At 68.4% G+C, this 21,363-nt stretch carries 18 protein-coding genes; 8 read left to right on the forward strand and 10 right to left on the reverse strand.

The window, feature by feature from the left end; translation table 11 throughout:
* Nucleotides 1–108 precede the first annotated feature (108 nt).
* On the reverse strand, nucleotides 109–2,004 hold the full coding sequence (locus A9974_RS26470) for an LTA synthase family protein (protein WP_183007148.1): 1,896 nt from the start codon (nucleotides 2,002–2,004) through the stop codon (nucleotides 109–111).
* A 281-nt stretch (nucleotides 2,005–2,285) separates the two neighbouring features.
* Nucleotides 2,286–3,014 carry a FadR/GntR family transcriptional regulator gene (locus tag A9974_RS26475; protein WP_183007149.1) on the reverse strand — a complete coding sequence of 243 codons (729 nt, stop codon included), beginning with the start codon at nucleotides 3,012–3,014 and terminating at the stop codon, nucleotides 2,286–2,288.
* 129 nt (nucleotides 3,015–3,143) lie between these two features.
* Here A9974_RS26475 and A9974_RS26480 point away from each other — a divergent pair, with 129 nt between their 5' ends.
* From A9974_RS26480 to A9974_RS26500, 5 genes are all read left to right on the forward strand, one after another.
* Nucleotides 3,144–3,983, forward strand: a complete 840-nt coding sequence (locus tag A9974_RS26480; protein ID WP_183007150.1) for an NAD(P)-dependent oxidoreductase — start codon at nucleotides 3,144–3,146, stop codon at nucleotides 3,981–3,983.
* A 13-nt stretch (nucleotides 3,984–3,996) separates the two neighbouring features.
* Nucleotides 3,997–4,878 carry an SMP-30/gluconolactonase/LRE family protein gene (locus A9974_RS26485; protein WP_183007151.1) on the forward strand — a complete coding sequence of 294 codons (882 nt, stop codon included), beginning with the start codon at nucleotides 3,997–3,999 and terminating at the stop codon, nucleotides 4,876–4,878.
* 121 nt (nucleotides 4,879–4,999) lie between these two features.
* Nucleotides 5,000–5,977 carry a TRAP transporter substrate-binding protein gene (locus A9974_RS26490; RefSeq protein ID WP_183007152.1) on the forward strand — a complete coding sequence of 326 codons (978 nt, stop codon included), beginning with the start codon at nucleotides 5,000–5,002 and terminating at the stop codon, nucleotides 5,975–5,977.
* 9 nt (nucleotides 5,978–5,986) lie between these two features.
* Nucleotides 5,987–6,550, forward strand: a complete 564-nt coding sequence (locus A9974_RS26495) for a TRAP transporter small permease (protein ID WP_183007153.1) — start codon at nucleotides 5,987–5,989, stop codon at nucleotides 6,548–6,550.
* Nucleotides 6,541–7,824, forward strand: a complete 1,284-nt coding sequence (locus A9974_RS26500; protein WP_183007154.1) for a TRAP transporter large permease — start codon at nucleotides 6,541–6,543, stop codon at nucleotides 7,822–7,824. Before A9974_RS26495 ends, A9974_RS26500 begins: the two co-directional genes overlap by 10 nt.
* Here the strand turns inward: A9974_RS26500 and A9974_RS26505 are convergent.
* The 5 genes from A9974_RS26505 to A9974_RS26525 form a co-directional block, all read right to left on the reverse strand.
* The gene (locus A9974_RS26505; protein ID WP_370539687.1) at nucleotides 7,776–8,492 is read right to left on the reverse strand and encodes a phosphatase PAP2 family protein; all 717 of its coding nucleotides are present in this window, start codon (nucleotides 8,490–8,492) and stop codon (nucleotides 7,776–7,778) included. The genes A9974_RS26500 and A9974_RS26505 overlap by 49 nt on opposite strands.
* 240 nt (nucleotides 8,493–8,732) lie before the next feature.
* Nucleotides 8,733–10,064, reverse strand: a complete 1,332-nt coding sequence (locus A9974_RS26510; protein ID WP_183007156.1) for a HAMP domain-containing sensor histidine kinase — start codon at nucleotides 10,062–10,064, stop codon at nucleotides 8,733–8,735.
* Nucleotides 10,061–10,774: a response regulator transcription factor gene (locus A9974_RS26515; protein ID WP_183007157.1), complete on the reverse strand. Its 714-nt coding sequence runs from the start codon at nucleotides 10,772–10,774 to the stop codon at nucleotides 10,061–10,063. The genes A9974_RS26510 and A9974_RS26515 overlap by 4 nt, the downstream gene beginning before the upstream one ends.
* Nucleotides 10,775–10,812: 38 nt before the next feature.
* Nucleotides 10,813–12,228 (reverse strand): FAD-binding oxidoreductase, encoded by a 1,416-nt coding sequence (locus A9974_RS26520; protein WP_183007158.1) that lies wholly within the window; start codon nucleotides 12,226–12,228, stop codon nucleotides 10,813–10,815.
* A gap of 145 nt (nucleotides 12,229–12,373) precedes the next feature.
* Nucleotides 12,374–13,003 carry a BPTD_3102 family carboxylase-like protein gene (locus tag A9974_RS26525; RefSeq protein WP_183007159.1) on the reverse strand — a complete coding sequence of 210 codons (630 nt, stop codon included), beginning with the start codon at nucleotides 13,001–13,003 and terminating at the stop codon, nucleotides 12,374–12,376.
* A gap of 208 nt (nucleotides 13,004–13,211) precedes the next feature.
* On the opposite strand from A9974_RS26525, the gene A9974_RS26530 reads away from it, so the two are divergent.
* The 3 genes from A9974_RS26530 (at nucleotide 13,212) to A9974_RS26540 (ending at nucleotide 17,925) form a co-directional block, all read left to right on the forward strand.
* On the forward strand, nucleotides 13,212–14,603 hold the full coding sequence (locus A9974_RS26530) for a phosphomannomutase/phosphoglucomutase (RefSeq protein WP_183007160.1): 1,392 nt from the start codon (nucleotides 13,212–13,214) through the stop codon (nucleotides 14,601–14,603).
* Between the two features lies 1 nt (nucleotide 14,604).
* Nucleotides 14,605–16,170: a glucose-6-phosphate isomerase gene (gene pgi, locus A9974_RS26535; RefSeq protein WP_183007161.1), complete on the forward strand. Its 1,566-nt coding sequence runs from the start codon at nucleotides 14,605–14,607 to the stop codon at nucleotides 16,168–16,170.
* 78 nt (nucleotides 16,171–16,248) lie between these two features.
* A complete protein-coding gene (locus A9974_RS26540) occupies nucleotides 16,249–17,925 on the forward strand; it encodes a gamma-glutamyltransferase family protein (protein WP_255468337.1) in 1,677 nt (558 codons plus the stop codon).
* A gap of 35 nt (nucleotides 17,926–17,960) precedes the next feature.
* Here the strand turns inward: A9974_RS26540 and A9974_RS26545 are convergent, their stop codons facing one another.
* The 3 genes from A9974_RS26545 to A9974_RS26555 are packed head-to-tail and all read right to left on the reverse strand — an operon-like array spanning nucleotide 17,961 to nucleotide 21,360.
* Nucleotides 17,961–19,094: a glycosyltransferase family 4 protein gene (locus A9974_RS26545; protein ID WP_183007162.1), complete on the reverse strand. Its 1,134-nt coding sequence runs from the start codon at nucleotides 19,092–19,094 to the stop codon at nucleotides 17,961–17,963.
* Nucleotides 19,091–20,248, reverse strand: a complete 1,158-nt coding sequence (locus tag A9974_RS26550) for a glycosyltransferase (protein ID WP_183007163.1) — start codon at nucleotides 20,246–20,248, stop codon at nucleotides 19,091–19,093. The genes A9974_RS26545 and A9974_RS26550 overlap by 4 nt, the downstream gene beginning before the upstream one ends.
* Nucleotides 20,245–21,360, reverse strand: coding sequence for a glycosyltransferase family 4 protein (locus tag A9974_RS26555; RefSeq protein ID WP_183007164.1), 1,116 nt, complete (start codon nucleotides 21,358–21,360; stop codon nucleotides 20,245–20,247). The genes A9974_RS26550 and A9974_RS26555 overlap by 4 nt, the downstream gene beginning before the upstream one ends.
* Between the last annotated feature and the right edge of the window lie 3 nt (nucleotides 21,361–21,363).

The raw sequence follows: 21,363 nt of genomic DNA on the forward strand, positions 1-21,363 counted from the left end.
GCGGTGACGAGGATGAGCACGGGGCAGTCCGGAGCGAAGGCTCCGGACCGCAATCGTAGCCCCGCCCCCCCCACCCCGACACCGCCACGCGCGGCTCAAGAACTCAACTCAAGGCAACCGATATTTCTCTTCCCGGTAAACCCAACTCCCCCATAGCCCATGCGCCAAAGCCTCTTTGACTAAGCCGTCATCCGCCGGCTCCACAGGCTCGTAAGTCTCATCACGTCCAACAGGCGCTGCCTCATATCGAAATTCACGCGGCGGCTTCGCAGGCTCCAGAACCAACAGCTTGTCGCCACGCAAATATCCAAAGTTATCCGCGTACTGCATCAGCGCCCGATTCGGATCGCGCTGCGTCAAATCGGCCCCCAGCATCGGATTCACGTTATCCAGGCCGATCAACGACAGCAGCGTCGGCGCCATGTCGATCTGGCTCACGATGCGCTCGTCCTGGCGCGGCGCGATGCCTGCGCCCAGGATCAGCGCCGGGATCTGGAAGTGGCGCACCGGCACCGGGATCGAGCCGTAGACTCTCGAATCGTGGTCGGCAATGACCAGGAATACCGTGTTGTTCCAGTAGGGCGCCTGGCGGGCCTTGTCGAAGAACTGGCCCAGCGCCCAGTCGGCGTAGCGCACCGTGTTGTCCACGCTGGCGGGGTCGCCCACCGGCTGGATGCGGCCTTCCGGGTACTCCCAGGGTGAATGGTTGCTGACCGAGAACGCCAGGGTGAAGACCGGCTTGTCGCCGTCAGCGCGCAGCAGGCGGTCGACCTGGTTGAACATGTCTTCGTCGGAAGCGCCCCACGAGCCTTCGAATACCGGGTTTACGAACTTCGGGCGGTCGATGACTTCATTGAAGCCGTTGCCCAGGAAGAAGGCTCGCATATTGTCGAAATGGGATTCGCCGCCGTACACGAAGCGCGAATGGTAGCCGTGCTTGCCCAGCACCTGTGCCAACGTAAAGAAGCCGGTTTGCGAGCGCGGCAGCTTGACCACGGCGTCGGCGACGCTGGGCAGAAAGCCCGCCGTCACCGCTTCAATGCCGCGCACCGAGCGGGTGCCGGTAGCGTAGGCGCGGTGGAACATCCAGCCGTCCTTGGACAGGCGGTCGATATTGGGCGTGAGGTCCTTGCCGCCCAGGCTGCCTACATACTGCGCGCCCAGGCTTTCCTGCAGGATGATCACCACGTTCAGTGGCTTGTCGCGGCGCACGGTGGCTTTCTGTTCGTGCAGGCTGGGGTAGCGCGGATCGAGCGGCGGGCCGGACAGGCCGGCTTTTTCGCGCACGATGGCGTTCATTTCGTCGACCGGCATCTTGGGGTACATCGCGGCCGACGAGCGTTCGTCCCGCATGCGGTAGGCGGCGTCGAACACGCTGTAGAGCGAATTCAGCGCCAGCGAATTGACCATGGCGTCCGAACTGAAAGCGACCTTGGCCGGGTTGATGGGGCGATGTTCCAGCGTGCCGCGCGCGCCCAATACCACCAGCGCCAGGATCGCCACGGACGCGATGGGCCGCTTCCACCAAGCCATGAAGGGGTCGCGGGTGCGGACCGGGAACAGCTTGACGGCGAGCCAGGCTGCCAGCACCAGTACGATCGCGGCGGCCAGCAGCACGCCCTTGTAGCCCTGCCACAGCATCGACCCGACTTCTTTGGGGTTGAGCAGGTAGATGAAGTACAGGCGGTTCGGGCGGGTATCGTATTCCGCGATGAATTGCGGCGTGGAGACTTCCAGCAGCGCATACAGCATCCACCAGATGCGGAACCACCAGGCAGTGACACGGGCAGCCCAGGCGCGATGGCCCAGCCAGGGCGAGAACACCGCCGGCAGCGCGATCACCATGGACAAGAGGCAGACGTCGATACGCAAGCCGCCGAACAGCACGGGCCACAGCCCCCCTGCGGCCTCGACGCGGTCCCACATCCACAAGGCCAGGCCTAGCCGGCTGAGCGTCAGCAGGACCAGCACCGACACGATGAATCGGAGTGTCAGGCGGCGCATGTCGCAGCCCTCCCCTCATGGCTGGAAAGCCCTTGTGTTGATGCGTCGCTACGATGACCGAGCCAATCCATGCCTTGCCGTCCGGTGAATGAAAACGGCCAAGGTTAACGCGGTTTGATGCGGCGCAGCGGCCTCAAGCGCGGCAAGGCATGCGACGAGCAATGCGCAAACGTTGTATGACGTCGTATTTCTACGCCCGCTGCATCGTGAATCGCAAGGAAAGGCCGCCGGGCACGCGCGCGGCGGCTATTGCGCAGCGGTACGCCCTTGCCGGCGCCGCCCTATTGCACCCGGCGCAGGCGCTCGCGGCTGTTGCTCAGGTGGGTGCGCATGGCGGCGCGGGCCGCTTCGGCGTCCTGCCGCACGATGGCGTTGTAGATATCTTCGTGTTCCAGATTGACGCGCGCCAGGTAGGCGGGGCGGTCTTCGTGGGCGAACTTGGCGGAGTTGATACGGGTGCGGGGAATGATCGCCGAGCCCAGGTGCGACATCAGGTCGGCGAAATAGCGGTTGTCGGTGGCCTGGGAGATCAGCAGATGGAACTGGAAGTCGGGGGTGATGGTGTCGCCGCCCGTGTCCAGCGCGCTCTTGAAGGCGTCCAGCGCGCGGCGCATGTCGGTCAGTTGGGCCTCGCTGCGGCGCACGGCGGCCAGACCGGCGGCCTCGCTTTCCAGGCAGATGCGCAGTTCCAGCAGCACCAGCACGTCGCGCACGGTGGCGATGTCGGCCGGATCGACGCGGAAATCACCGCTGCCGCTCGGCTCCAGGGCGTAGGTGCCCACGCCATGATGGGTTTCGACGAGGCCCGAGGCCTGCAGCCGCGACAGGGCTTCGCGCACGACAGTGCGGCTGACACCGAACTGCCGCATGATCTCGGATTCGGTAGGCAGTTTGTCGCCGGGGCGGATAGCGCCGCCGCGAATGCGTTCGGAAATGCTCTCGACCAGGCCCTGGGCCAGGTTCCGGGGACGACGCTGCGGCAAAACGGGGGTATCGACAGGAGCGTTCATCAGGGATTATCCGAAAGCGGTTGCGCGGAGCTTGACTGCAAAATTTCGTGCTTATTATACTTTGGACAGGTTGTACGATAACGTACCAGACAAGTCCATTCCACCGCGCCATCCACCGAGCGTTGCGCCATGAGCCTAGTTGTCGACCGCATGCCTGCTGCCCCCCGTTGCCAGCGCCTGTTATTGACCGGCGCGGCCGGCAACCTGGGCCAGGTGCTGCGTCCACGCCTGAAGGCCTACGCCGACGTGCTACGGGTGTCCGACGTGGCGGCGATGGCGCCCGCCGGCCCCGGCGAGGAAGTCGTGCCCTGCAACCTGGCCGACGCCGCGGCGGTGTCCGAACTGGTACGCGGCGCCGACGCCATTGTGCACCTGGGCGGCGTTTCCGTGGAACGTTCTTTCGAAGAAATCCTGCCGGCCAACATCCAGGGCGTGTACCACGTCTACGAGGCCGCCCGCGTGCATGGCGTGCGCCGCGTGGTGTTTGCCAGTTCCAACCACGTCATCGGCTTCTACGAGCAAGGCGCGCAGCTGGACGCGGACGTGCCGCTGCGGCCCGACGGCTATTACGGCCTGAGCAAGGCCTACGGCGAGAACCTGTCGCGCTTCTACTACGACCGCTACGGCATCGAAACCGTCTGCCTGCGCATCGGGTCGTCGTTCCCCGAACCCAAGGACCGCCGCATGATGGTCACCTGGCTCAGCTACGACGATCTGACGGACCTGGTGGTGCGGTCCCTATTCACGCCCGGCGTCGGCCACCTGATCGCCTACGGCGCGTCGGCCAACCGCGACAGCTGGTGGGATAACGACCGCGCCGCCGCACTGGGGTTCGCCCCCAAGGATTCCTCCGAGCCATTCCGCCCCCAGGTCGAGGCGCAGCCGCCCTTGCCCGCCGACGACCCCGCCGCCCGCTACCAGGGCGGCGCGTTCGTCAAGGCCGGCCCCTTCCCCTTTCCGCCCCGCTGATCCCCTGCCCGCCATGGCGACTTCCGCTGAACGCATCGGCACCCAGCTCTGCGGCGTGGGCGAGAGCCCGGTCTGGCGCGCCGCCGACCAGTCCTTCTACTGGACCGACATCCCCGGCCGCGCGCTCTGGCGCTGGACACCGGCCAGCGGCGCCATCGACCACTGGGCGCTGCCGCAGATGGCCGGCTGCATCGCGCCACGCGGCGCCGGCTGGCTGCTGGCCATGGAAACCGGCCTGTATGCCTGCGGGCCGCTGATAGCCGGCGAGCCCTGCCAGCCCCGGCCGCTAGCGGCCGTACGCCACGGCGCGCCCGGCATGCGCTTCAACGACGGCCGCTGCGACCGGCAAGGCCGCTTCTGGGCCGGCACCATGGTCATGGACATGAGCCTGGCCAGCCACGCCGGCCGCCTGTACCGCCATGACGGCGGCGACGCGTTGCACGCCATCGTCGACGACCTGATCGTGCCCAATGGCCTGGCTTTCAGCCCCGACGGCCGCACCCTGTACCTGTCGGACTCGCACCCCGCGCGGCAGGTCGTGTGGGCCTACGACTACGACATCGACGCTGGCGTGCCGAGCAACCGCCGCGTCTTCATTCCGAAGCTGCCCGCTGGGCGGCCCGACGGCGCCGCAGTGGACGCCGACGGCGGCTACTGGATCTGTGGCAACGAAGCTGGGCGGATCTACCGCTACACCCCGGACGGCCGCCTGGACCACAGCGTCGAGGTGCCCGCCCCGCGGGTCGCGATGTGCGCCTTCGGCGGCCCTGACCTGGACGTCCTGTTCGTCACATCCATCCGTCCCGCGGACGCCGCCCCCGGCTCCGCCGCCGGCGCCGTCTTTGCCCTGCGCCCCGGCGCGCAGGGCCTGGAGGAAACCGCAAGCGCCGGCTAGCACCCGACCGCGGCGCGACCAAGCGCCCACGCATGTGTAGTAAGCAGGTCCGTAGATATCAAAGAGCTTCGGGGCCTCACCGGCCCTCAACGAAACGCCGTACTCCCTACCGGAGGTAGACATGCTGCGCCCGACCCTGACCCGCGCCTTCCTGGCGGCGGCTGCCTTGCTGACGCTGATTCCCGCGACCCATGCCGCCGAGCTGCGCTCCGCGGACATCCATCCCGACGACTACCCCACCGTGCAAGCCGTGCGCCAGTTCGGCGAGCTGGTCAAGCAACGCACCAACGGCCGCATCACGGTCAAGGTGTATGCCGGCGGCGCGCTGGGCAATGAAGACGACTCGATCGAACAAGTGAAGATGGGCGCGCTGGCCATGGCGCGCGTGTCCAGCGCGGCCATGCACAACATCTGCCAGACCACGCGCGTGCCGTCGCTGCCCTTCCTGTTCCGTTCCAAAGAGCACCTGCACAAGGTGCTGGACGGCGAGATCGGCGAGCAGATCCTGCGCTCGTGCGAATCGGCCGGTTTCGTCGGCCTGGCCTGGTACGACAGCGGCTCGCGGTCGATGTACACGCGCAACAAGCCCATCAAGACGCTGGCCGACGCCAAAGGGCTGAAGATCCGGGTGCAGCAGTCGGACCTGTCTGTCGCCATGGTGGAGGCCATGGGCGGCAACGCGACGCCGATGCCGATGGGCGAGGTCTACACCTCGCTCAAGACGGGGCTGGTGGATGCGGCCGAGAACAACTACCCCAGCTACGAAAGCGCGCACCACTACGAGGTGGCCAAGTACTACGCGGTGACCGACCACACCATGACGCCGGAGATGCTGATCTTCTCCAAGCGGCAATGGGACAAGCTGTCGGCCGAGGACCAGAAGACGCTGCGCGAGGCGGCGCGCGAATCGGTGCCTTATATGCGCAAGCTGTGGGATGAGCGCGAACAGAAGTCGCGCGCGGTGGTCGAGAAAGCCGGCTCGCAGATCGTCGAGGTGGACAAGGCCTCGTTCCAGGCGGCGATGAAGCCCGTGTATGACCGCTACGTCACCACGCCCGACATGAAAGACCTGGTCGCCAAGATCCAGGCCGTCCAGTAAGGAAACATCATGCTGGCTACCTCAACCAATGAAACGGATGTCACGGCGGGGGGCCGGGCGCGAGCCCTGGCCGCCCCGCTGGACGCCTACGCCCGAGCCTGCGCCCGCCTGGCGCGCCTGTGCATGTGGACCAGCGTGTTCGGGCTGGTCTGCCTGATCATCGCCGTGACGCTGCAGATCTTCGGCCGCCACGTACTCAACAGCACCCCCACCTGGGCCGAGAGCCTGGCGCTGTTGCTGGTGCTGTACGTCACCATGCTGGGCGCCGCGGTCGGCGTGCGCGACGCCGGCCACATCGGCTTCGAGTCGCTGGTGGACGCCCTGCCGGCGGCAGGCCAGCGGCGCCTGAAGATATTCATCCACCTGCTGGTGCTGCTGTTCGGCGTGCTGATGGCCTGGAACTGCGGCCTGCTCGCCGAGTCCGTCTGGCCCTACAAGATCCCCAACCTGGGCGTCTCCAACGGCTGGAAATACGTTCCCGCGGCACTGTCCGGCACGCTGATCGCGCTCTTTTCCATCGAGCACATCATCGCCCTCCTGCGCAACCAAAAGGTGGTACCGGCATGGCGCTGACCCTACTCTCGTTCACGTTCATGGGGTTCCTGGTGATCGGCGTGCCGGTGGCCTTCGCCATCGGCCTGTCGTCCATCACGGCGATCATGTATGAAGACCTGCCGCTGGCGGTCGCCTTTCAGCAGATGACCTCGGGGATGAACGCGTTCTCGTTCCTGGCCATTCCCTTTTTCATCTTCACCGGCGAGCTGATGCTGTACGGCGGCATCGCCGACCGCATCGTGGCGTTCGCCAAATCGCTGGTGGGGCACGTGCGCGGCGGCCTGGGCATGTCCAACGTGGTGGCCTGCACGCTGTTCGGCGGCGTCTCGGGATCGCCGGTGGCGGACGTGTCGGCGATGGGATCGGTGATGATCCCCATGATGAAACGCGAGGGCTACCACGCCGACTACGCCGTCAACGTCACGACGCACGCGGCGCTGGTCGGTGCGCTGATGCCCACCAGCCACAACATCATCATCTACACGCTGGCCGCGGGCGGCAAGGTGTCCATCGCGGCGCTGATCGCCGCGGGCGTGGTGCCCGCGCTGATCCTGACGCTGTGCAACCTGGCGGCCGCCTATTTCGTGGCGCGCAGCCGCGGCTACCCGGCGGGCACCTTTCCCGGCTGGGCCATCGTGTGGCGGTCGCTGGTGGCCGCCACGCCGGGCCTGTTCGTGGTGGTGCTGATCATCGCCGGCATCCTGAGCGGCGTCTTCACGGCGACGGAATCGGCCGCGGTGGCGGTGCTGTATGCGCTGGCGCTGACCCTCTTCGTCTACCGCTCGCTGACCTGGGACCAGTTCGTGCGGGCCGCCAGCAAGGCCGTCAAGACGACGGGCGTGGTGCTCCTGTTGATCGGCATCTCCGCCACGTTCGGCTACCTGATCAGCTTTTATGGCGTGGCCGAAAAGACCGGCGAACTGATGGCGTCGGTATCCACCAGCCCGTGGGCCATCTTCCTGATGGTCAACGTCATCCTGTTCGTGCTGGGCACTTTTCTGGACATGGCGGCGACCATCCTGATCTGCACCCCGATCTTCCTGCCGATCTGCGTGCAGTACGGCATGGGGCCGGTGCAATTCGGCATCGTGATGCTGCTGAACTGTGCGCTGGGGCTGAACACGCCGCCCGTGGGCACCACCCAGTTCGTGGGGTGCGCCATCGGTGGCGTCTCGGTGGGGACGGTGATGCGGACGATCTGGCCGTTCTATGGCGCGCTCTTGGCCGCCCTGGCCCTGGTGACCTACGTGCCGGCGTTCTCGCTCTGGTTGCCCGGTCTGCTGCTCAACTGAGCGTTGGACGCGGGGGACGGGCCGCCCACGGTCCACCCCCGCAGCACCGGCCAGAAAAACAGCGCGGCCAGCAGCCACATCAGCGCGGCGGACCACAGGGTCTGGCTCAGGAAGTGCGCGCCTTGCAGGATCCGCACGATCGAAAACCCCACGCCTGCCATCACGCCTGCCGCCAAGCCGCCCCAGCGCCAGCTCGGCCGCCCCGCGGCCCAGCCGGCGAAATACAGGGTCAGCAGGGAATAGCCGGCGCCGGCGTGGCCGCTGGGCAGCGCACCGCCCGCCTTGCCACGGTCCCAGGTCCACCAAGACAGGGGGTACGGGGTGTAACCGCCCAGCGTCTCCAGGTCGTAGGGACGCGGCAGCGTGGTGAAGTGCTTGAGCTGATTGACCAGCAATTGCCCTGCCACGCAAGTCAGCGCCACCGCCAGCGCCGCGCCACGCAAGGGACGCCAGGCGGGAATGCGGTAGCTGGCCGCGGCGACCGCGACCGCGCCCAAGGCGATGCCGATGGGCAACGCCAGCACCATGCGATGGCCCACCAGCTCCAGCCAACGGTTGGTGTGCAACGGAAAATCGTCCAGCGCCGGGCTGAACAGCGCCCGGCCGATGGCCATGTCCAGCCCGGACACGTTCGCCCACCAAGCCAGGCAGGCCAGGATCAGCGTCACCCCAACGACGTGCGTGAAGAAATAGGAAACAGCGTTCGGCCTGGCATAAGCAGGCGAGGATAAGGGTGGCATGTAGGGCGAGGGGCGGCGGCGATCTGCTGGAGCGGACAGCTTAGGCGGGAGATAGTCGAAAATTCGTCAAATTCGTTCATATCACCCAAGGCCTCGGCCACGCCTGACAGGCAATTCCGGCGCAGACCTGGCCCCGATTCCGGATCGGTTGCGGCCAGGCCCCTTGGCTCAGGCCGTCAGGCCCACGGCCTCCAGCCGCAACGTGAAGCGCGTGCCGCGCTGTTCGCCTTCGCGCGACGATTCCACGGTCAGCGTCCAGCCTTGCATGTCGCAGACCCGCTTGGCGATCGCCAAGCCCAGGCCGCGCGCGGTTTCGTCCCGGCCGGCCGCCCCCGAATCCCGCATCCGGCCGCTGTAGTAGCGGCGGAACAGGAACGGCAGGTCGTCGGTGGCGATGCCCTTGCCATCGTCGCTGAGCAACAATGCGCCATCAGCGCCCAGGCTGGCCGTGAGCGTGGCCGGGGCCGCGTGTTCGACGGCGTTACGGATCAGGTTGCGCAGCACCGTCAGCAGCGCGTAGCGGTCCAGGATGCGGATGTGGTCGGGCGCGATGCGGTTGTCGAAACGCAGGTCGGCCATGCCGGCCTGGGTTTCATAGCCGCGCCAGGCGTCCAGCATGCAGTCGGCCAGGTCCACCGGCTCGGGCGGGCGCATTTGGTCGCGGGCCATGGCGCGGGCGCTTTCCAGGCAGACGATGACGTCGTCGACGTTGTCCACCACCCGCGTCAGCCGTTGGCGCTGGTCGGGAGTCAGCTCCTGGGTCAGCAGCATCAGCTCGCTGTCGGAACGGATGGCCGCCAGTGGCGTGCGGACCTCATGGCTCAGGTTGCCGGCGAATTCGCGTTCACGCGCAATCGACCGGTCGACCTGGTTCTGCACCCGGTTGAAAGCCTCGATCAGCCTGCCGGCCTCGTCGTCGCGCGTGACGGCCAGGTCGGGTGCCCCCGGCGCCCAGGTGGACAGCCGGTCGGTCAGGTCGAGCAGTGGCCCGACAGCCACCGCCGCCACCCGCCGCGACAGGGCATAGGCACCCACCACGCAGATCGCGCCCACCCCCAGCACGATCAGGCCGAAGTCGTGCACCCGCTCTTCGTTGTCGGTGGCGTCGTACAGCAGATACACCTTGCCAGTGCCGGTTTCGGCCACCATCACGTGCCAGGTGTAGGCGCCGGGCTCGATCAGGTGCAGGCCGTTGTCCAGCCCGCGAATTTCCTCGGGCATGCCGATGGGCGGCTGGCCGTCGACGCTGAGCCAGGCGCGCATGGAGCCGCCCAGCTCGCGGGCGCCCCGCCGCGGCAAGAACTGGTCGCTGGTGCGCGCATGCTGCACCAGGCGGTCCATTTCGGTGTTAAGGATGTCGTTGACCAGATCGTCTTCCATCTGGTCGAACGTCAGGTAGGCCAGCAGCGCCAGCGCCGTGACGAACAGCGCCACGGTGCCCGTCAGCGCCCACACCACCCGTTGGGTGAGGGTGCCGCTGCCTGTGGAAGCGCGGCTCATGCGGGGCCTCCGCCGGGCACCAGCCGCCAGCCGGTGCCGTGCAAGGTTTCGATGCCGTCAAAGCCCGCATCGGCCAGCGCGCGGCGCAGCAGATGCACCTGGCTGCGCAAGGCGTCGGAGGACGGCGGCTCGCTGCCCCACAGCTGGGATTCGAGTTCTTCGCGCGACACCACCCGGCCCGGATCGCGCAGCAGCGCCTCGAGAATGATGGTGGCCTTGCGCGTCAGGTGCACCGGCTTGCCGCCGATGGACACCATGCGGCTGCGCGTGTCGTATTGCAGGTCGCCGAACACCCTCACGGTGTCGACGGTGGACCCCTTGGCGCGCTGGATCAGCGCCAGCAGGCGGGCCTCGACTTCAAGCAGCGCGAACGGCTTGGTCAGGTAATCGTCCGCGCCGTGCGAAAAGCCGGCCAGCTTGTCTTCGAGGCTGTCGCGCGCGGTCAGCACCAGCACCGGCAACGGCAGGCGCTTGTCGTTGCGCAGGGCGTGCAGCACCGCGTTGCCGTCCATGCCCGGCAGGCCGATGTCCAGGATCATCGCGTCGAAACGCTGCTCTTCCAGGCGCTTGAGAGCCGCCGGGCCGCTGTAGGCCACGTCCGGCAGGAACTTGCGCGCTTCCAGGAAGGTGTACAGGTTGCCCGCGATGATGTGATCGTCTTCGACGATCAGGATCCGTTGATTCGCACCCGCAGCAGGACTGGACACCATATGTATGTTCCTTATGGGAAAGGGTTGAGCGCCTTGCGTCAGGCCTGCAGCACCTTGCCGGGGTTCATCAGGCCTTGCGGGTCCAGCGCACGCTTGATGCGGCGCATCAGCGCCAGTTCGACCGGGCTCTTATAGCGCGGCAGTTCGTCGCGTTTTAGCTGGCCGACGCCATGCTCGGCGCTGATGGAGCCGGCGTGGGCGTGCACGCTGTCGTGCACCACGCCATAGATGTCGCCTTGCAGCGCCAGCAGTTCCGCTTCGGTCTGACCCGGCGCGTTGGCCACGTTGTAGTGCAGGTTGCCATCGCCCAGATGGCCGAAGATCACGTGGCGCACGCCGGGAAAGCGCGCCTGCAGCAGCGCATTGGTCTTGTGCACGAAACCGGCGATGCCGGAGATGGGGATCGACACGTCGTGCTTGACGGACTTGCCCAGCTCGGCCTCGGCCAGCGGAATGCTTTCGCGCAGATGCCAGATGGCCTTGCTCTGCGCGACGTTGGCGGCAATGGCGGCGTCGTTCACCAGGCCGGCTTCGATGGCCTCGCCCAGCACGGTTTCGAAACGCTCGCGCGCATGGGTTTCGCTTTCGCTGTCGGACAGTTCCAGCAGCGCGAACCAGGGCGAAGCGGCGGACTCGCCGTCAAAGGGCAGGCGTTGCTGCGGAAACAGGCGCACTACCGCTTGCAGGCAATGGCCGCTCATCAGTTCGAAGCCGGTCAGCGCGGCGCCGAAACCGGCGCGGGCGCGCGACAGCAGTTCCACGGCGTTGTCGATGCTGTCCAGCGTGAGCAGCGCGGTGCATGAGGCCACCGGCCGCGGGAACAGTTTGAGCGTGGCGGCCGTGATGATGCCCAGCGTGCCCTCGCTGCCGATATACAGGTCGCGCAGGTCGTAGCCGGTGTTGTCCTTGCGCAGACCGCGCAGACCATCCCAGATGTCGCCCTCGGCGGTGACGACTTCCAGTCCCAGAGTCAGGTCGCGCGTGTTGCCGTAGCGCAGCACCTGGGTGCCGCCGGCGTTGGTTGCCAGGTTGCCGCCGATGGTGCAGCTGCCCTCGGCGGCCAGGCTGAGCGGAAACAGGCGGCCTGCATTGGCGGCGGCCTCTTGCACGGCTTGCAGGATGCAGCCGGCTTCCACGGTGATGGTGTCGTTGTCGGTGTCCAGGGCGCGCACGCGGGTCAGGCGGGCGGTGGACAGCACCACGGCGTTGCCGGTGTCGTCGGGTGTGGCGCCGCCGCACAGGCCGGTATTGCCGCCCTGCGGCACCACCGGCACGCCATGCCGGGCGCACAGCTTGATGGCGTCGGCCACTTCCTGGGTGGAGCCGGGGCGGATCACCGCCAGCGCGGCGCCGCGGTAGCGGCGGCGCCAGTCCAGCACGTAGGAATCGGCGTCGGCGCCGGTCAGCACATGGGACTCGCCCAGAAGGGACTGCAAATCGCTCAGCAAATTCATAGGCGCCGCACAGGAAGGTCGCACCGGGCCGCGCCCGAGCGCAGTTCGAAAGGGAGTACGGGCTATTGTAGAGGCAGCGGCGGCGCCAGGGACGGCGAGCGGGTCCGAGAAGACGCCGCAGCCCCGAATGGGCCCGCGGCGCCGGTCAGCCGACGGCCTGATCCAGGCGGGTGCCCGTCAGGCCCGTGCAATAGGCGCGCGAGGCGATGCGGTTCATCAGAAACGCGCGGTCCACGCCGGCCGGCCCCGGCATTTCAGACAGGGCGCGGTAGGCCCGCCGCAGCGCTTCGCCGCGGGTGGCGCCGCAAACCAGTAAATGGGTGCACGGCTTCTGGCGGTCGGCGCAGCCGTCGATGCGCACTTCCAGCGCGTGCGCGGCGACGGGTTCGAAGTCGGCCACGGCCGCGCCTGAGCGGGGTTGTGATTCGGCGCAGATCACGCGAAAGACGCCGCTGCGGTCGTCCAGCGAAAACGCCACGGTGCCCATGCCCTGCCAGGCAAGGTCGCGCGCGACGCTGGCCGCGATGGCGCGCAAGGCGTTTTCAACCGAGCCCGGCAGATGCGGCGCCGGGCATTCGGCGATCAGCACCCGGGCGTCGCGCCAGACGCAGCGCTCCCAGGCCCGGCCGGTCGCCAGTTCGCCGCCCGGCGATACGAATACGTGGATGTCGAGCCGGCGTTCGCGCCCGGCTGCCGGGCCGGCGAAGTCCGTGGGCGGCCCCCGCCTGCGCCTGGCGCCGCCCGATGACATGACTTTGGATACTTTGGCTCCCATGGCCCCTCCGGTCTTTCTGCTTGCATGGCAAGCGTATCACCTTCGGATGACGCCAGCGGATTCCGGGCGGCGCAAGCCCCATGACGCCCTACGCCGCCCGCCGGATGATGCGTCTGCGCCAATGGGGGATAATTCCCCTTTGCGCCCCGTTGGCCGGGTCCGTCCGGCGTAGGGGTTTACCAGCGCAACTGCTACACAAGGAACCGTCGTGGCCGACAACACGCAATTTCCCGCCGCCGTCTTCAAGGCCTATGACATCCGGGGCACGGTCCCGGACCTGATCGACGCCCGTTTCGCCCGTTCCCTGGGCGTGGCGTTGGCGGCCACCGCGCGCGACCAGGGCATCCAGACGCTGGTGGTCGGCCGCGACGGCCGCCTGAGCAGCGAAATGCTGGCGCAGGCCCTGCAGGAAGGCATGCTCGAAGGCGGCGTCGACACCCTGGATATCGGCCAGGTGCCCACGCCGCTGGTGTATTTCGCCGCGCACACCATGCAGACGGGTTCGGGCGTCGCCATTACCGGCAGCCACAATCCGCCCAAGTACAACGGCTTCAAGATGATGATGGGCGGCCGCGCGCTGTACGGCGAAGACGTCCAGGCCCTGGCCCGCGCCATGAACGGCGCCCCGGCGGCCCCGGCCGCGCGCTCCGGCGTGCGCCGCGAGCTCGACCTGGTGGCCGCCTACATCGCGCGGGTGGCCTCCGGCGTCAAGCTGGCCCGCCCCATGAAGATCGCGATCGACTGCGGCAACGGCGTGGCCGGCGCCATCGCGCCGCAGCTGTTCCGCGCCCTGGGCTGCGAGGTCACCGAACTGTTCTGCGAGGTTGACGGCACCTTCCCCAATCACCACCCCGATCCGGCCGAGCCCAAGAACCTGCAGGACCTGATCCATTGCCTGGCCACCACCGACTGCGAACTGGGCCTGGCCTTCGACGGCGACGGCGACCGCCTCGGCGTGGTGACCAAATCGGGCCAGATCATCTGGCCCGACCGCCAGCTGGTACTGTTCGCCCGCGATGTGCTCGAACGCAACCCCGGCGCCACCATCATCTATGACGTCAAGTGCAGCCGCCATGTGGGCCTGTCGGTGCAAGCCGCGGGCGGCGAGCCCCTGATGTGGAAGACCGGCCACTCGCTGGTCAAGGCCAAGCTGGCCGAAACCGGGGCGCCGCTGGCAGGCGAAATGAGCGGCCACATTTTCTTCAAGGAACGCTGGTACGGCTTTGACGACGGGCTCTATACCGGCGCCCGCCTGCTCGAGATCGTGTCGCGCTTCGCCGACGCCGGCGCGCCGCTGGAAGCCCTGCCGCAAGACGTCTCCACGCCGGAACTGAAACTCGAAATGGAAGAAGGCCAGCCCTTTGCGCTGGTCGAGGCGCTGCAGGCGCAGGGGCAATTCCCCGGCGCCACCCGCGTGATCACCATCGACGGCGTGCGGGCCGAATACCCCGACGGCTTCGGCCTGGCCCGCCCCTCCAACACCACCCCTGTCGTCGTCCTGCGCTTCGAGGCCCAAACCGCCGAGGCGCTGGCCCGCATCCAGGGCGATTTCCGCCGGGAACTGGCTAAACTCGCTCCCGACGCCACTTTGCCTTTCTAGATTGCCCATGTCCTTGCCCAACAGCCCCGCCTGGCGGCAATTCGCCGCCGCCGCGCAACATGCTCCGCTGCGCGGCGAGCAACTGCGCCTGATCAATGCCCCGGGGCTGCGCCTGGACCTGAGCGCGCAAGCGCATTCGCCCGCCCTGCAGGCCGCCGCGGCGGCCCTGCTGACGCAACAAGGCTTCGAGGCGGCCCGCGCCCAGCTGTTCGACGGCGGCAACGCCAATTGGACAGAACAGCGCCCCGCCTGGCATACCGCGCTGCGCGCCGCCCAGCCGCCGGCCATGGTGGCCAACGCCGTCTTGGCCGAACGCGAACGCGTGCGCCAATTCGTGCGCGACGCCGATGCCGCCAACCGCTACAGCTGCGTGCTGCACTTGGGCATCGGCGGCAGCGACTGGGGCCCCCGGCTGGTCACGCGCGCCCTGCGCTACGGCGCTGCGCGGCGCGAAGTGCGCTTCGCCTCGAACGTCGATTCGCATTCCGTCGCCGACGCCATGAGCCGGCTGGACCCGCACAACACGCTGGTCATCGTCGCCTCCAAATCCTTCACCACCACCGAGCCGCTGGCCAACGCCGAAGTCGCCATGAACTGGCTGCGCGAAGCCGGCGTGGCCGACCCGATCAAGCAGGTCGTCGCCATTACCGCCAATGTCGAGGCCGCGCTCAACCTGGGCATTTCGCCAGACCACATCTTCCAGATCTGGGACTGGGTGGGCGGCCGCTATTCGCTCTGGTCCGCCATCGGCCTGCCGGTGGCGCTGGCGCTGGGCAACGACGCCTTTGACCAGCTGCTGGCCGGCGCGGCCGCCATGGACGAGCATTTCCGCCATGCCCCCATGGCCGAAAACGCGCCGCTACAACTGGCGCTGGCCGGCGTGGTCAACCGCAGCGTGCTGGGTTACGACTCGCTGGTCATCTCGCCCTACGATTCGCGGCTGTACCACATCGTGCCGTGGGCGCAGCAGCTGGAAATGGAATCGCTGGGCAAGGTGGCCACGCCCGATGGCAGCCCGGCGGGCGTGCCGACCGGCCCGGCCGTCTGGGGCATGTCGGGCACCGATTGCCAGCACACCTTCTTCCAGTGGCTGCACCAGGACACCGCGGGCGCGCCGGTCGATTTCATCCTGTGCGAACAGCCGGACCACGCCTATGCGCGCCACCACGAACTGCTGATCGCCAATTGCCTGGCCCAGCGCGCCGCCCTGCTGCGCGGCAAATCGTTCGACGAAGCCCTGGCCGAAACCTCGCTTACCGAGAAAGACCCAGACCGAGCCCGTCTGCTGGCGCAACACAAGGTACACCCGGGCGGACGGCCGTCCTCGCTGATCGTGCTGCCGCGCCTGGAGGCCTACACGCTGGGCGCCTTGCTGGCGCTGTACGAACACAAGGTGTTCGCCCAGGGCGTGATCTGGGGTATCAACCCGTTCGACCAATGGGGCGTGGAATTCGGCAAGGCCCTGGCCAAGAACATCATCCGCGAGCTCGACGCGCCCGCCACCCAGGCCGCGCCGCAAGACCCCTCCACCCGCTTCTGGATCGACGCGATCGCGCGCCGCCACTGACGCGACGCCCAGCTCCCCCCTCTGGACAGGGCATGACGGCGGGCCAATAATGGCCCGTCGTCCTTTCCGGAGCGTCCCATGCACTCGCCTGTCCGCAGCACCTCCCGGTTTCTAGCCGTCCTGGCGCTATCCGCCGCCGCTGTGGGCGTCCAGGCGCAGACCACATCCGGCATGGTCGCCGCCGCCAATCCGCTGGCCGCCGCCGCCGGCCTGGACGCCCTCAAGCGAGGCGGCAGCGTCGTGGACGCGGCCATCGCGGTGCAGATGGTGCTGACCGTGGTCGAACCGCAATCGTCCGGCCTGGGCGGCGGTTCGCTGATGCTGGTCTGGGACCAGGCCGGCAACACGCTGACCGCGCTGGACGGCCTGGCCGCCGCGCCGGCCCGCGCCACCGCCAGCCTGCGCACCGACACCAACGGCGACACCCTGCCCCTGAAGGACGTGGCGCGCTATGGCCGACCGGTGGGCGTGCCCGGCACCGTGCGCGTCATGGCGCTGGCGCACCAGCGCTACGGCCGCCTGCCGTGGGCCAGCCTGTTCCAGGCCGGCATCCGCACCGCCGAAGACGGCTTCCCCATGTCGCCCTACCTGCACGACAGCCTGCAACGCCTGCCGAAGCTGGCGGACGACCCGGCCATCCGCGGCGTCTTCTACGACGCGCAGGGCCAGGTGCTGCCCGTGGGCGCCACCGTGCGCAACCCGCTGCTGGCCGATGCGCTGCGCAAAGTCGCCGCCGACCCCGACGCGATCAACCAAGGCGCGCTCACCGCCGACATCCTGGCCGTTACCAGCGCCGGCAAATACCCCAGCCTGATCCAGGCGCAGGACCTGGCCGCCTACCGCCCGGCGGAACGCACGCCGATCTGCGGCCCGTTCCTGTCCTGGAAGGTCTGTACCTTCCCGCCGCCCAGCTTCGGCGGCGTTTCCGTGCTGCAACAACTGGGCATGCTGGCGCAGCGCCGCATCGACAAATTGGCCCCCGGCTCGACCGCGGCCGACCACCTGCTGATCGACACCGCCCGCATTGCGCGCGCCGACCGGCTGGCCTATATCGGCGACCCCGACCAGGTCAAAGCCCCGGTGCGCCAGCTGATCGCGCCCGACTACGTGAACCAGCGCGCCGCCCTGCTGTCCGCCAAGGCGGTAACGCACCCGCGGCCCGGCGTGTTCGCTGGCGTGCCGCCCCCCGCCGGCGCCGAGGCCCCCGGCACCACCGAGACCAGCCAGGTCGCCATCGTGGACGCGCAAGGCAACGCCCTGTCGATGACCACCACCATCAACCTGAATTTCGGTTCGTGGCTGATGCCGCATGGCTTTTTCCTGAACAACGCCCTGACCAACTTCTCGTCGACGCACGGCAAGGACGCCCCCAACGCCATGGCGCCCAACAAGCGGCCGGTCACGTCCATGGCCCCCACCATGGTGTTCGACCACGACGGCAAGCTGGTGCTGGTGACCGGCTCGGCCGGCGGCGGCTACATCGTCGATTACATCGCGCAGGCCGTGGTGGGCACGCTGGCCTGGGGCCTGCGTCCGGCCGATGCGCTGGCGTTGCCGCACGTGGCCGGCAACACGGGCCGCAGCCAGGTCGAGAAAGACCGCGTGCCGCTGGAGGCGGCCGCGCAATTGGCGGCCCAGGGCCACAAGGTCGAACAGGTGGAAATGAAGAGCGGCGCCGCCGCGATCCGCGTGACGCCGCAAGGGCTGGATGGCGCGGCCGACCCCCGCCGCGACGGCGCCGCGCTGGGCGGCTAGGGCCTGTTCACACTAGAAGGGGCCTCGCACAGGCCCTAGGCGCTCAGCGTGTCGTAAAGGTCCACGTGGATGCGGGCGACGCGTTCGATGTTGAACTCGCGCTCGGCCAAGGCCCTGCCGGCGGCGCCCATCGCTTGCCGCAGGGCCGGATCGCCGGCCAGGCGGGCGATGGCGTCGGCCAGGGCCTGCGGGTCGCGCACCGGCACCAGCAGGCCGGTCTTGCCCGGATCGATGGCGTCCCGGCAGCCCGGCACATCGGTCGTCACCACGGCGCGCCCGCAAGCGGCCGCCTCGATCAGCGACTTGGGCAACCCTTCGCGATACGACGGCAGCACGGCAATATGCGAGGCTGCATACAGCTGCGGCACGTCCGAGCGCTCGCCCAGCGCCTGCACGCAGCCTTCGCGTTGCCAGGCCTGTACTTCAGCCGGGGTCGCCGAGGCTGGATTGCCGGCGTCCACGCCCCCCACCAATTGCATCGTCACGGGCACGCCGCGTTCGCGCAGCAGACGCGCCGCCTGGACGAATTCCTGCACGCCCTTGTCGCGCAGCAATCGCGCCACCATCGTCGCCACCACGGGCGGCGCGGCAGGCTCCGGCGACGCGCGGTAATCGTTCAGGTCCACGCCCGCGCCGCGGATCAGCACCACTTGCTCGTCGCGCACCGCTCCCAGGGACTTGAGCATGTCGCGGTCGCTGGCGTTCTGGAAAATCACCCGGCTATTGGGATGCCCCAGGGCGATGCGGTACAGGCGCGCCACCACCGCGCGCACCAGGCGCATCTTCAGCGAATGGGACAGGAAGACGAACCCCAGCCCGGATATCGCCGCCACCATGCCCGGCACCCGGGCCAGGCGCGCGGCGATGCCGCCATAGAGCACCGGCTTGATCGTCACCAGATGCACCACCTGCGGCCGCAAGCGGCGGAACAGCCGCAGCAGGGCCAGCAAGGTGCCCAGTTCCTGCAGCGGATGCTTGCCGCTGCGCGTCATGGGAATGGCGTGGTGCGTCATGCCCAGCGCCTCGATATCCGCCACCGCGGGGCCGTCCATCGTGGCCACGTGCACGTCATAGCCAGCGCGCTGCGCGGCCTGCGCCAAGGGCAAGCGGTGCGACATGAAAAATGCCGGGTTGTTGACGACAAACAGCAAACGGCGCGCGGCGCTCATGCCGGTTCTCCGGAAATGCGGCGCCACACCGCGACATAGCCTTGCACCATGCGTGCCAGGTCGAAATTTTCCAGTACCCGGGCGCGCCCGGCTTCGCCGGCGCGGCCTTGGCCGCGCGACGCCACTTCGCGCAAGCCGGCTTCGATGCCGCGGGCCAGTGCCTCGGGTTGTTCGGGCGGCACCACCACGCCGGTGTCGCCGATGATGTAGGCCGCATCGCCCACATCCGTCGCCACGCAATACACGCCGCAGGCCATGGCCTCGGCCACCACATTGGGGAAGCCTTCGGCACAGCTGGACAGCACATGCAGGTCCAACCCGTTCATCACGGCGGGCACGTCGTCGCTGGGGCCGGCCAGCACCAGGCGGTCGCGCAGATTGAGCTTGTCGACCAACGTCATCAGTTCGGGATTGTCGGCCGTCATGCCACGCCCCACCAGCACGCAGCGCAGGCCGGCGTCGCGGCCGTCGCGCACCAGCGCCGCTACCGCGCGCAGCAGATTGGCATGGTCCTTGAGCGGGTCCCAGCGCGCCACGCAGCCGATCACCGGTACGTCACCCGCCAGCCCCCATTGCGCGCGCACACGCTCGCGCGCGGCGGCATCGGGCGCATAGCGCGACAGGTCGTAGCCGTTGGAGATCACGACCATGCGGTCGCGGCGGTAGCCCTTGGCCGCATGGCGTTCCGCGGCGTCCTGCGCGGCGCAGACGATGGCCTTGGGCAACACGCCCGACAGCAGCGCGCAGGCCCGCAGCACCAGCCGTGCCGAACGGCTGCTGCGCTCGAGATGCGCGCCGGAATTGCGGATGCCCCAGGCGATGGCGCGCACGCCCGCCAAGCGGGCCGCGACGCCGCCGATCAGGTCGGCGTGATACATCCAGGTCTGCACGGCATGCGGTTTCGCCTGTGCGATCAGGCGGCGCAGCGCCATGAAACCGCCCAGGCTGATCCGGCCGCGAGGCATGCCCAGCGCATGCACGGTCACGCCGGCGGCGCGCAGCCGTTCGCCGTAGACGCCCTCGTCGGTCAACGACACCACGACATGCTCGACGACCTGCCCCGGATAGGTGGCCAGGCGCCACAGCACGGATTCCGCGCCGCCCTGCCCCAGGCCGGCGATCACGTGCACGACGCGCAACGTGGCATCGCTCATCGCCCTTCCCTTACCGCTTCGAACAGCTCATCCCATTCCGACAGCACGCTGGCCAGCGCGTAGCGCTGGCGCACCGCGCCCGCGGCGCGCGCGCCCATCTGCCGGCGCAGTCCCGCGTCGGCCAACAGGCGCCGCAGGGCCTCGCGCAGCGCATCGCGGTTGCCCGCGGGCACCAGCAGCGCATCCTGGCCGTCGCGCGTCATTTCGCGCGGGCCGCTGGGACAATCGAACGCGGCGCAGGGCAGCCCCAGCGCCATCGCTTCCAGCAGCACATTGGGAAAGCCTTCCACCAGCGAGCTGAGCACGAAGGCCTGCCCGCGCGCCAGCTCATCCCACGGCGCCTCGGTGCGGCCAGGCAGGCTGACGCGCGATTGCAGGCCCAGGCGGGCGACCTGCTGCTCCAGCGCGCCGCGCTCGGGGCCTTCACCCCAGATGCGCAGGTTCCAGTCGGGAAAATCGGGCGCCAATTGCGCGAACACGTCGATCAGCAGATCGAACTGCTTGTCGGTGACCAGGCGGCCCATCGCCAGCAGCGTGCGCGGCGAGCCGTCATCGGGTTGATCCACCAGCTGCGCGTCCAGCAACGGCGCGGGCAAGGGGTTGGGAATCACGGCCAGGCGCTTGATGCCCGGCACTTGCCGCGAAAACGGGCCGGCGGTATCGGCCGCCTGCACCGTCACCATGTCGGCGCGCGGATACAGCAGCCGGCGCAGCTTGCGCCATACCGTGCCCGTGGTGGTTTCCGCCACCGGGTTGGTGCGTTCGCAGACGATCAGCGGCACGCGCAGTCCGCGCGTGGCCAGGATGGCGGCGACATTGACGTTGGTCAGGAACGACACCACCACGTCCGGGGCGGTCTCGCGGATATGCCGGCGCAGCGCCAACAGGCGCCGCAACGCGGCCAGCGGGCCGGACACGCGCGTGCCCGCCAGGTCTGCCAGCCAGTCCAGTTTGACCTTGTCCGATAGCGGATAAAAGCAGGACCCCTTGGACGAATAAGTCGGCGTCAGGGTGACGTCGTCTCCGCGTTCGGCCCATGCGTTGACCAGCGTGGCGGCCACGCGTTCGGCGCCCCCGGCGTGCATGGAACTGACCAGCATCAATATCTTCATTCG

The organism is Achromobacter sp. UMC71, from assembly GCF_014170305.1.
Taxonomy (GTDB): Bacteria; Pseudomonadota; Gammaproteobacteria; order Burkholderiales; family Burkholderiaceae_B; genus Achromobacter.

Coding starts and splice junctions, on each gene's coding strand:
- A9974_RS26470 (WP_183007148.1), bottom strand. CDS start 2,004: ATGCGCCGCCTGACACTCCGATTCATCGTGTCGGTGCTGGTCCTGCTG.
- A9974_RS26475 (WP_183007149.1), bottom strand. CDS start 3,014: ATGAACGCTCCTGTCGATACCCCCGTTTTGCCGCAGCGTCGTCCCCGG.
- A9974_RS26480 (WP_183007150.1), top strand. CDS start 3,144: ATGAGCCTAGTTGTCGACCGCATGCCTGCTGCCCCCCGTTGCCAGCGC.
- A9974_RS26485 (WP_183007151.1), top strand. CDS start 3,997: ATGGCGACTTCCGCTGAACGCATCGGCACCCAGCTCTGCGGCGTGGGC.
- A9974_RS26490 (WP_183007152.1), top strand. CDS start 5,000: ATGCTGCGCCCGACCCTGACCCGCGCCTTCCTGGCGGCGGCTGCCTTG.
- A9974_RS26495 (WP_183007153.1), top strand. CDS start 5,987: ATGCTGGCTACCTCAACCAATGAAACGGATGTCACGGCGGGGGGCCGG.
- A9974_RS26500 (WP_183007154.1), top strand. CDS start 6,541: ATGGCGCTGACCCTACTCTCGTTCACGTTCATGGGGTTCCTGGTGATC.
- A9974_RS26510 (WP_183007156.1), bottom strand. CDS start 10,064: ATGAGCCGCGCTTCCACAGGCAGCGGCACCCTCACCCAACGGGTGGTG.
- A9974_RS26515 (WP_183007157.1), bottom strand. CDS start 10,774: ATGGTGTCCAGTCCTGCTGCGGGTGCGAATCAACGGATCCTGATCGTC.
- A9974_RS26520 (WP_183007158.1), bottom strand. CDS start 12,228: ATGAATTTGCTGAGCGATTTGCAGTCCCTTCTGGGCGAGTCCCATGTG.
- A9974_RS26525 (WP_183007159.1), bottom strand. CDS start 13,003: ATGGGAGCCAAAGTATCCAAAGTCATGTCATCGGGCGGCGCCAGGCGC.
- A9974_RS26540 (WP_255468337.1), top strand. CDS start 16,249: ATGCACTCGCCTGTCCGCAGCACCTCCCGGTTTCTAGCCGTCCTGGCG.
- A9974_RS26545 (WP_183007162.1), bottom strand. CDS start 19,094: ATGAGCGCCGCGCGCCGTTTGCTGTTTGTCGTCAACAACCCGGCATTT.
- A9974_RS26550 (WP_183007163.1), bottom strand. CDS start 20,248: ATGAGCGATGCCACGTTGCGCGTCGTGCACGTGATCGCCGGCCTGGGG.
- A9974_RS26555 (WP_183007164.1), bottom strand. CDS start 21,360: ATGAAGATATTGATGCTGGTCAGTTCCATGCACGCCGGGGGCGCCGAA.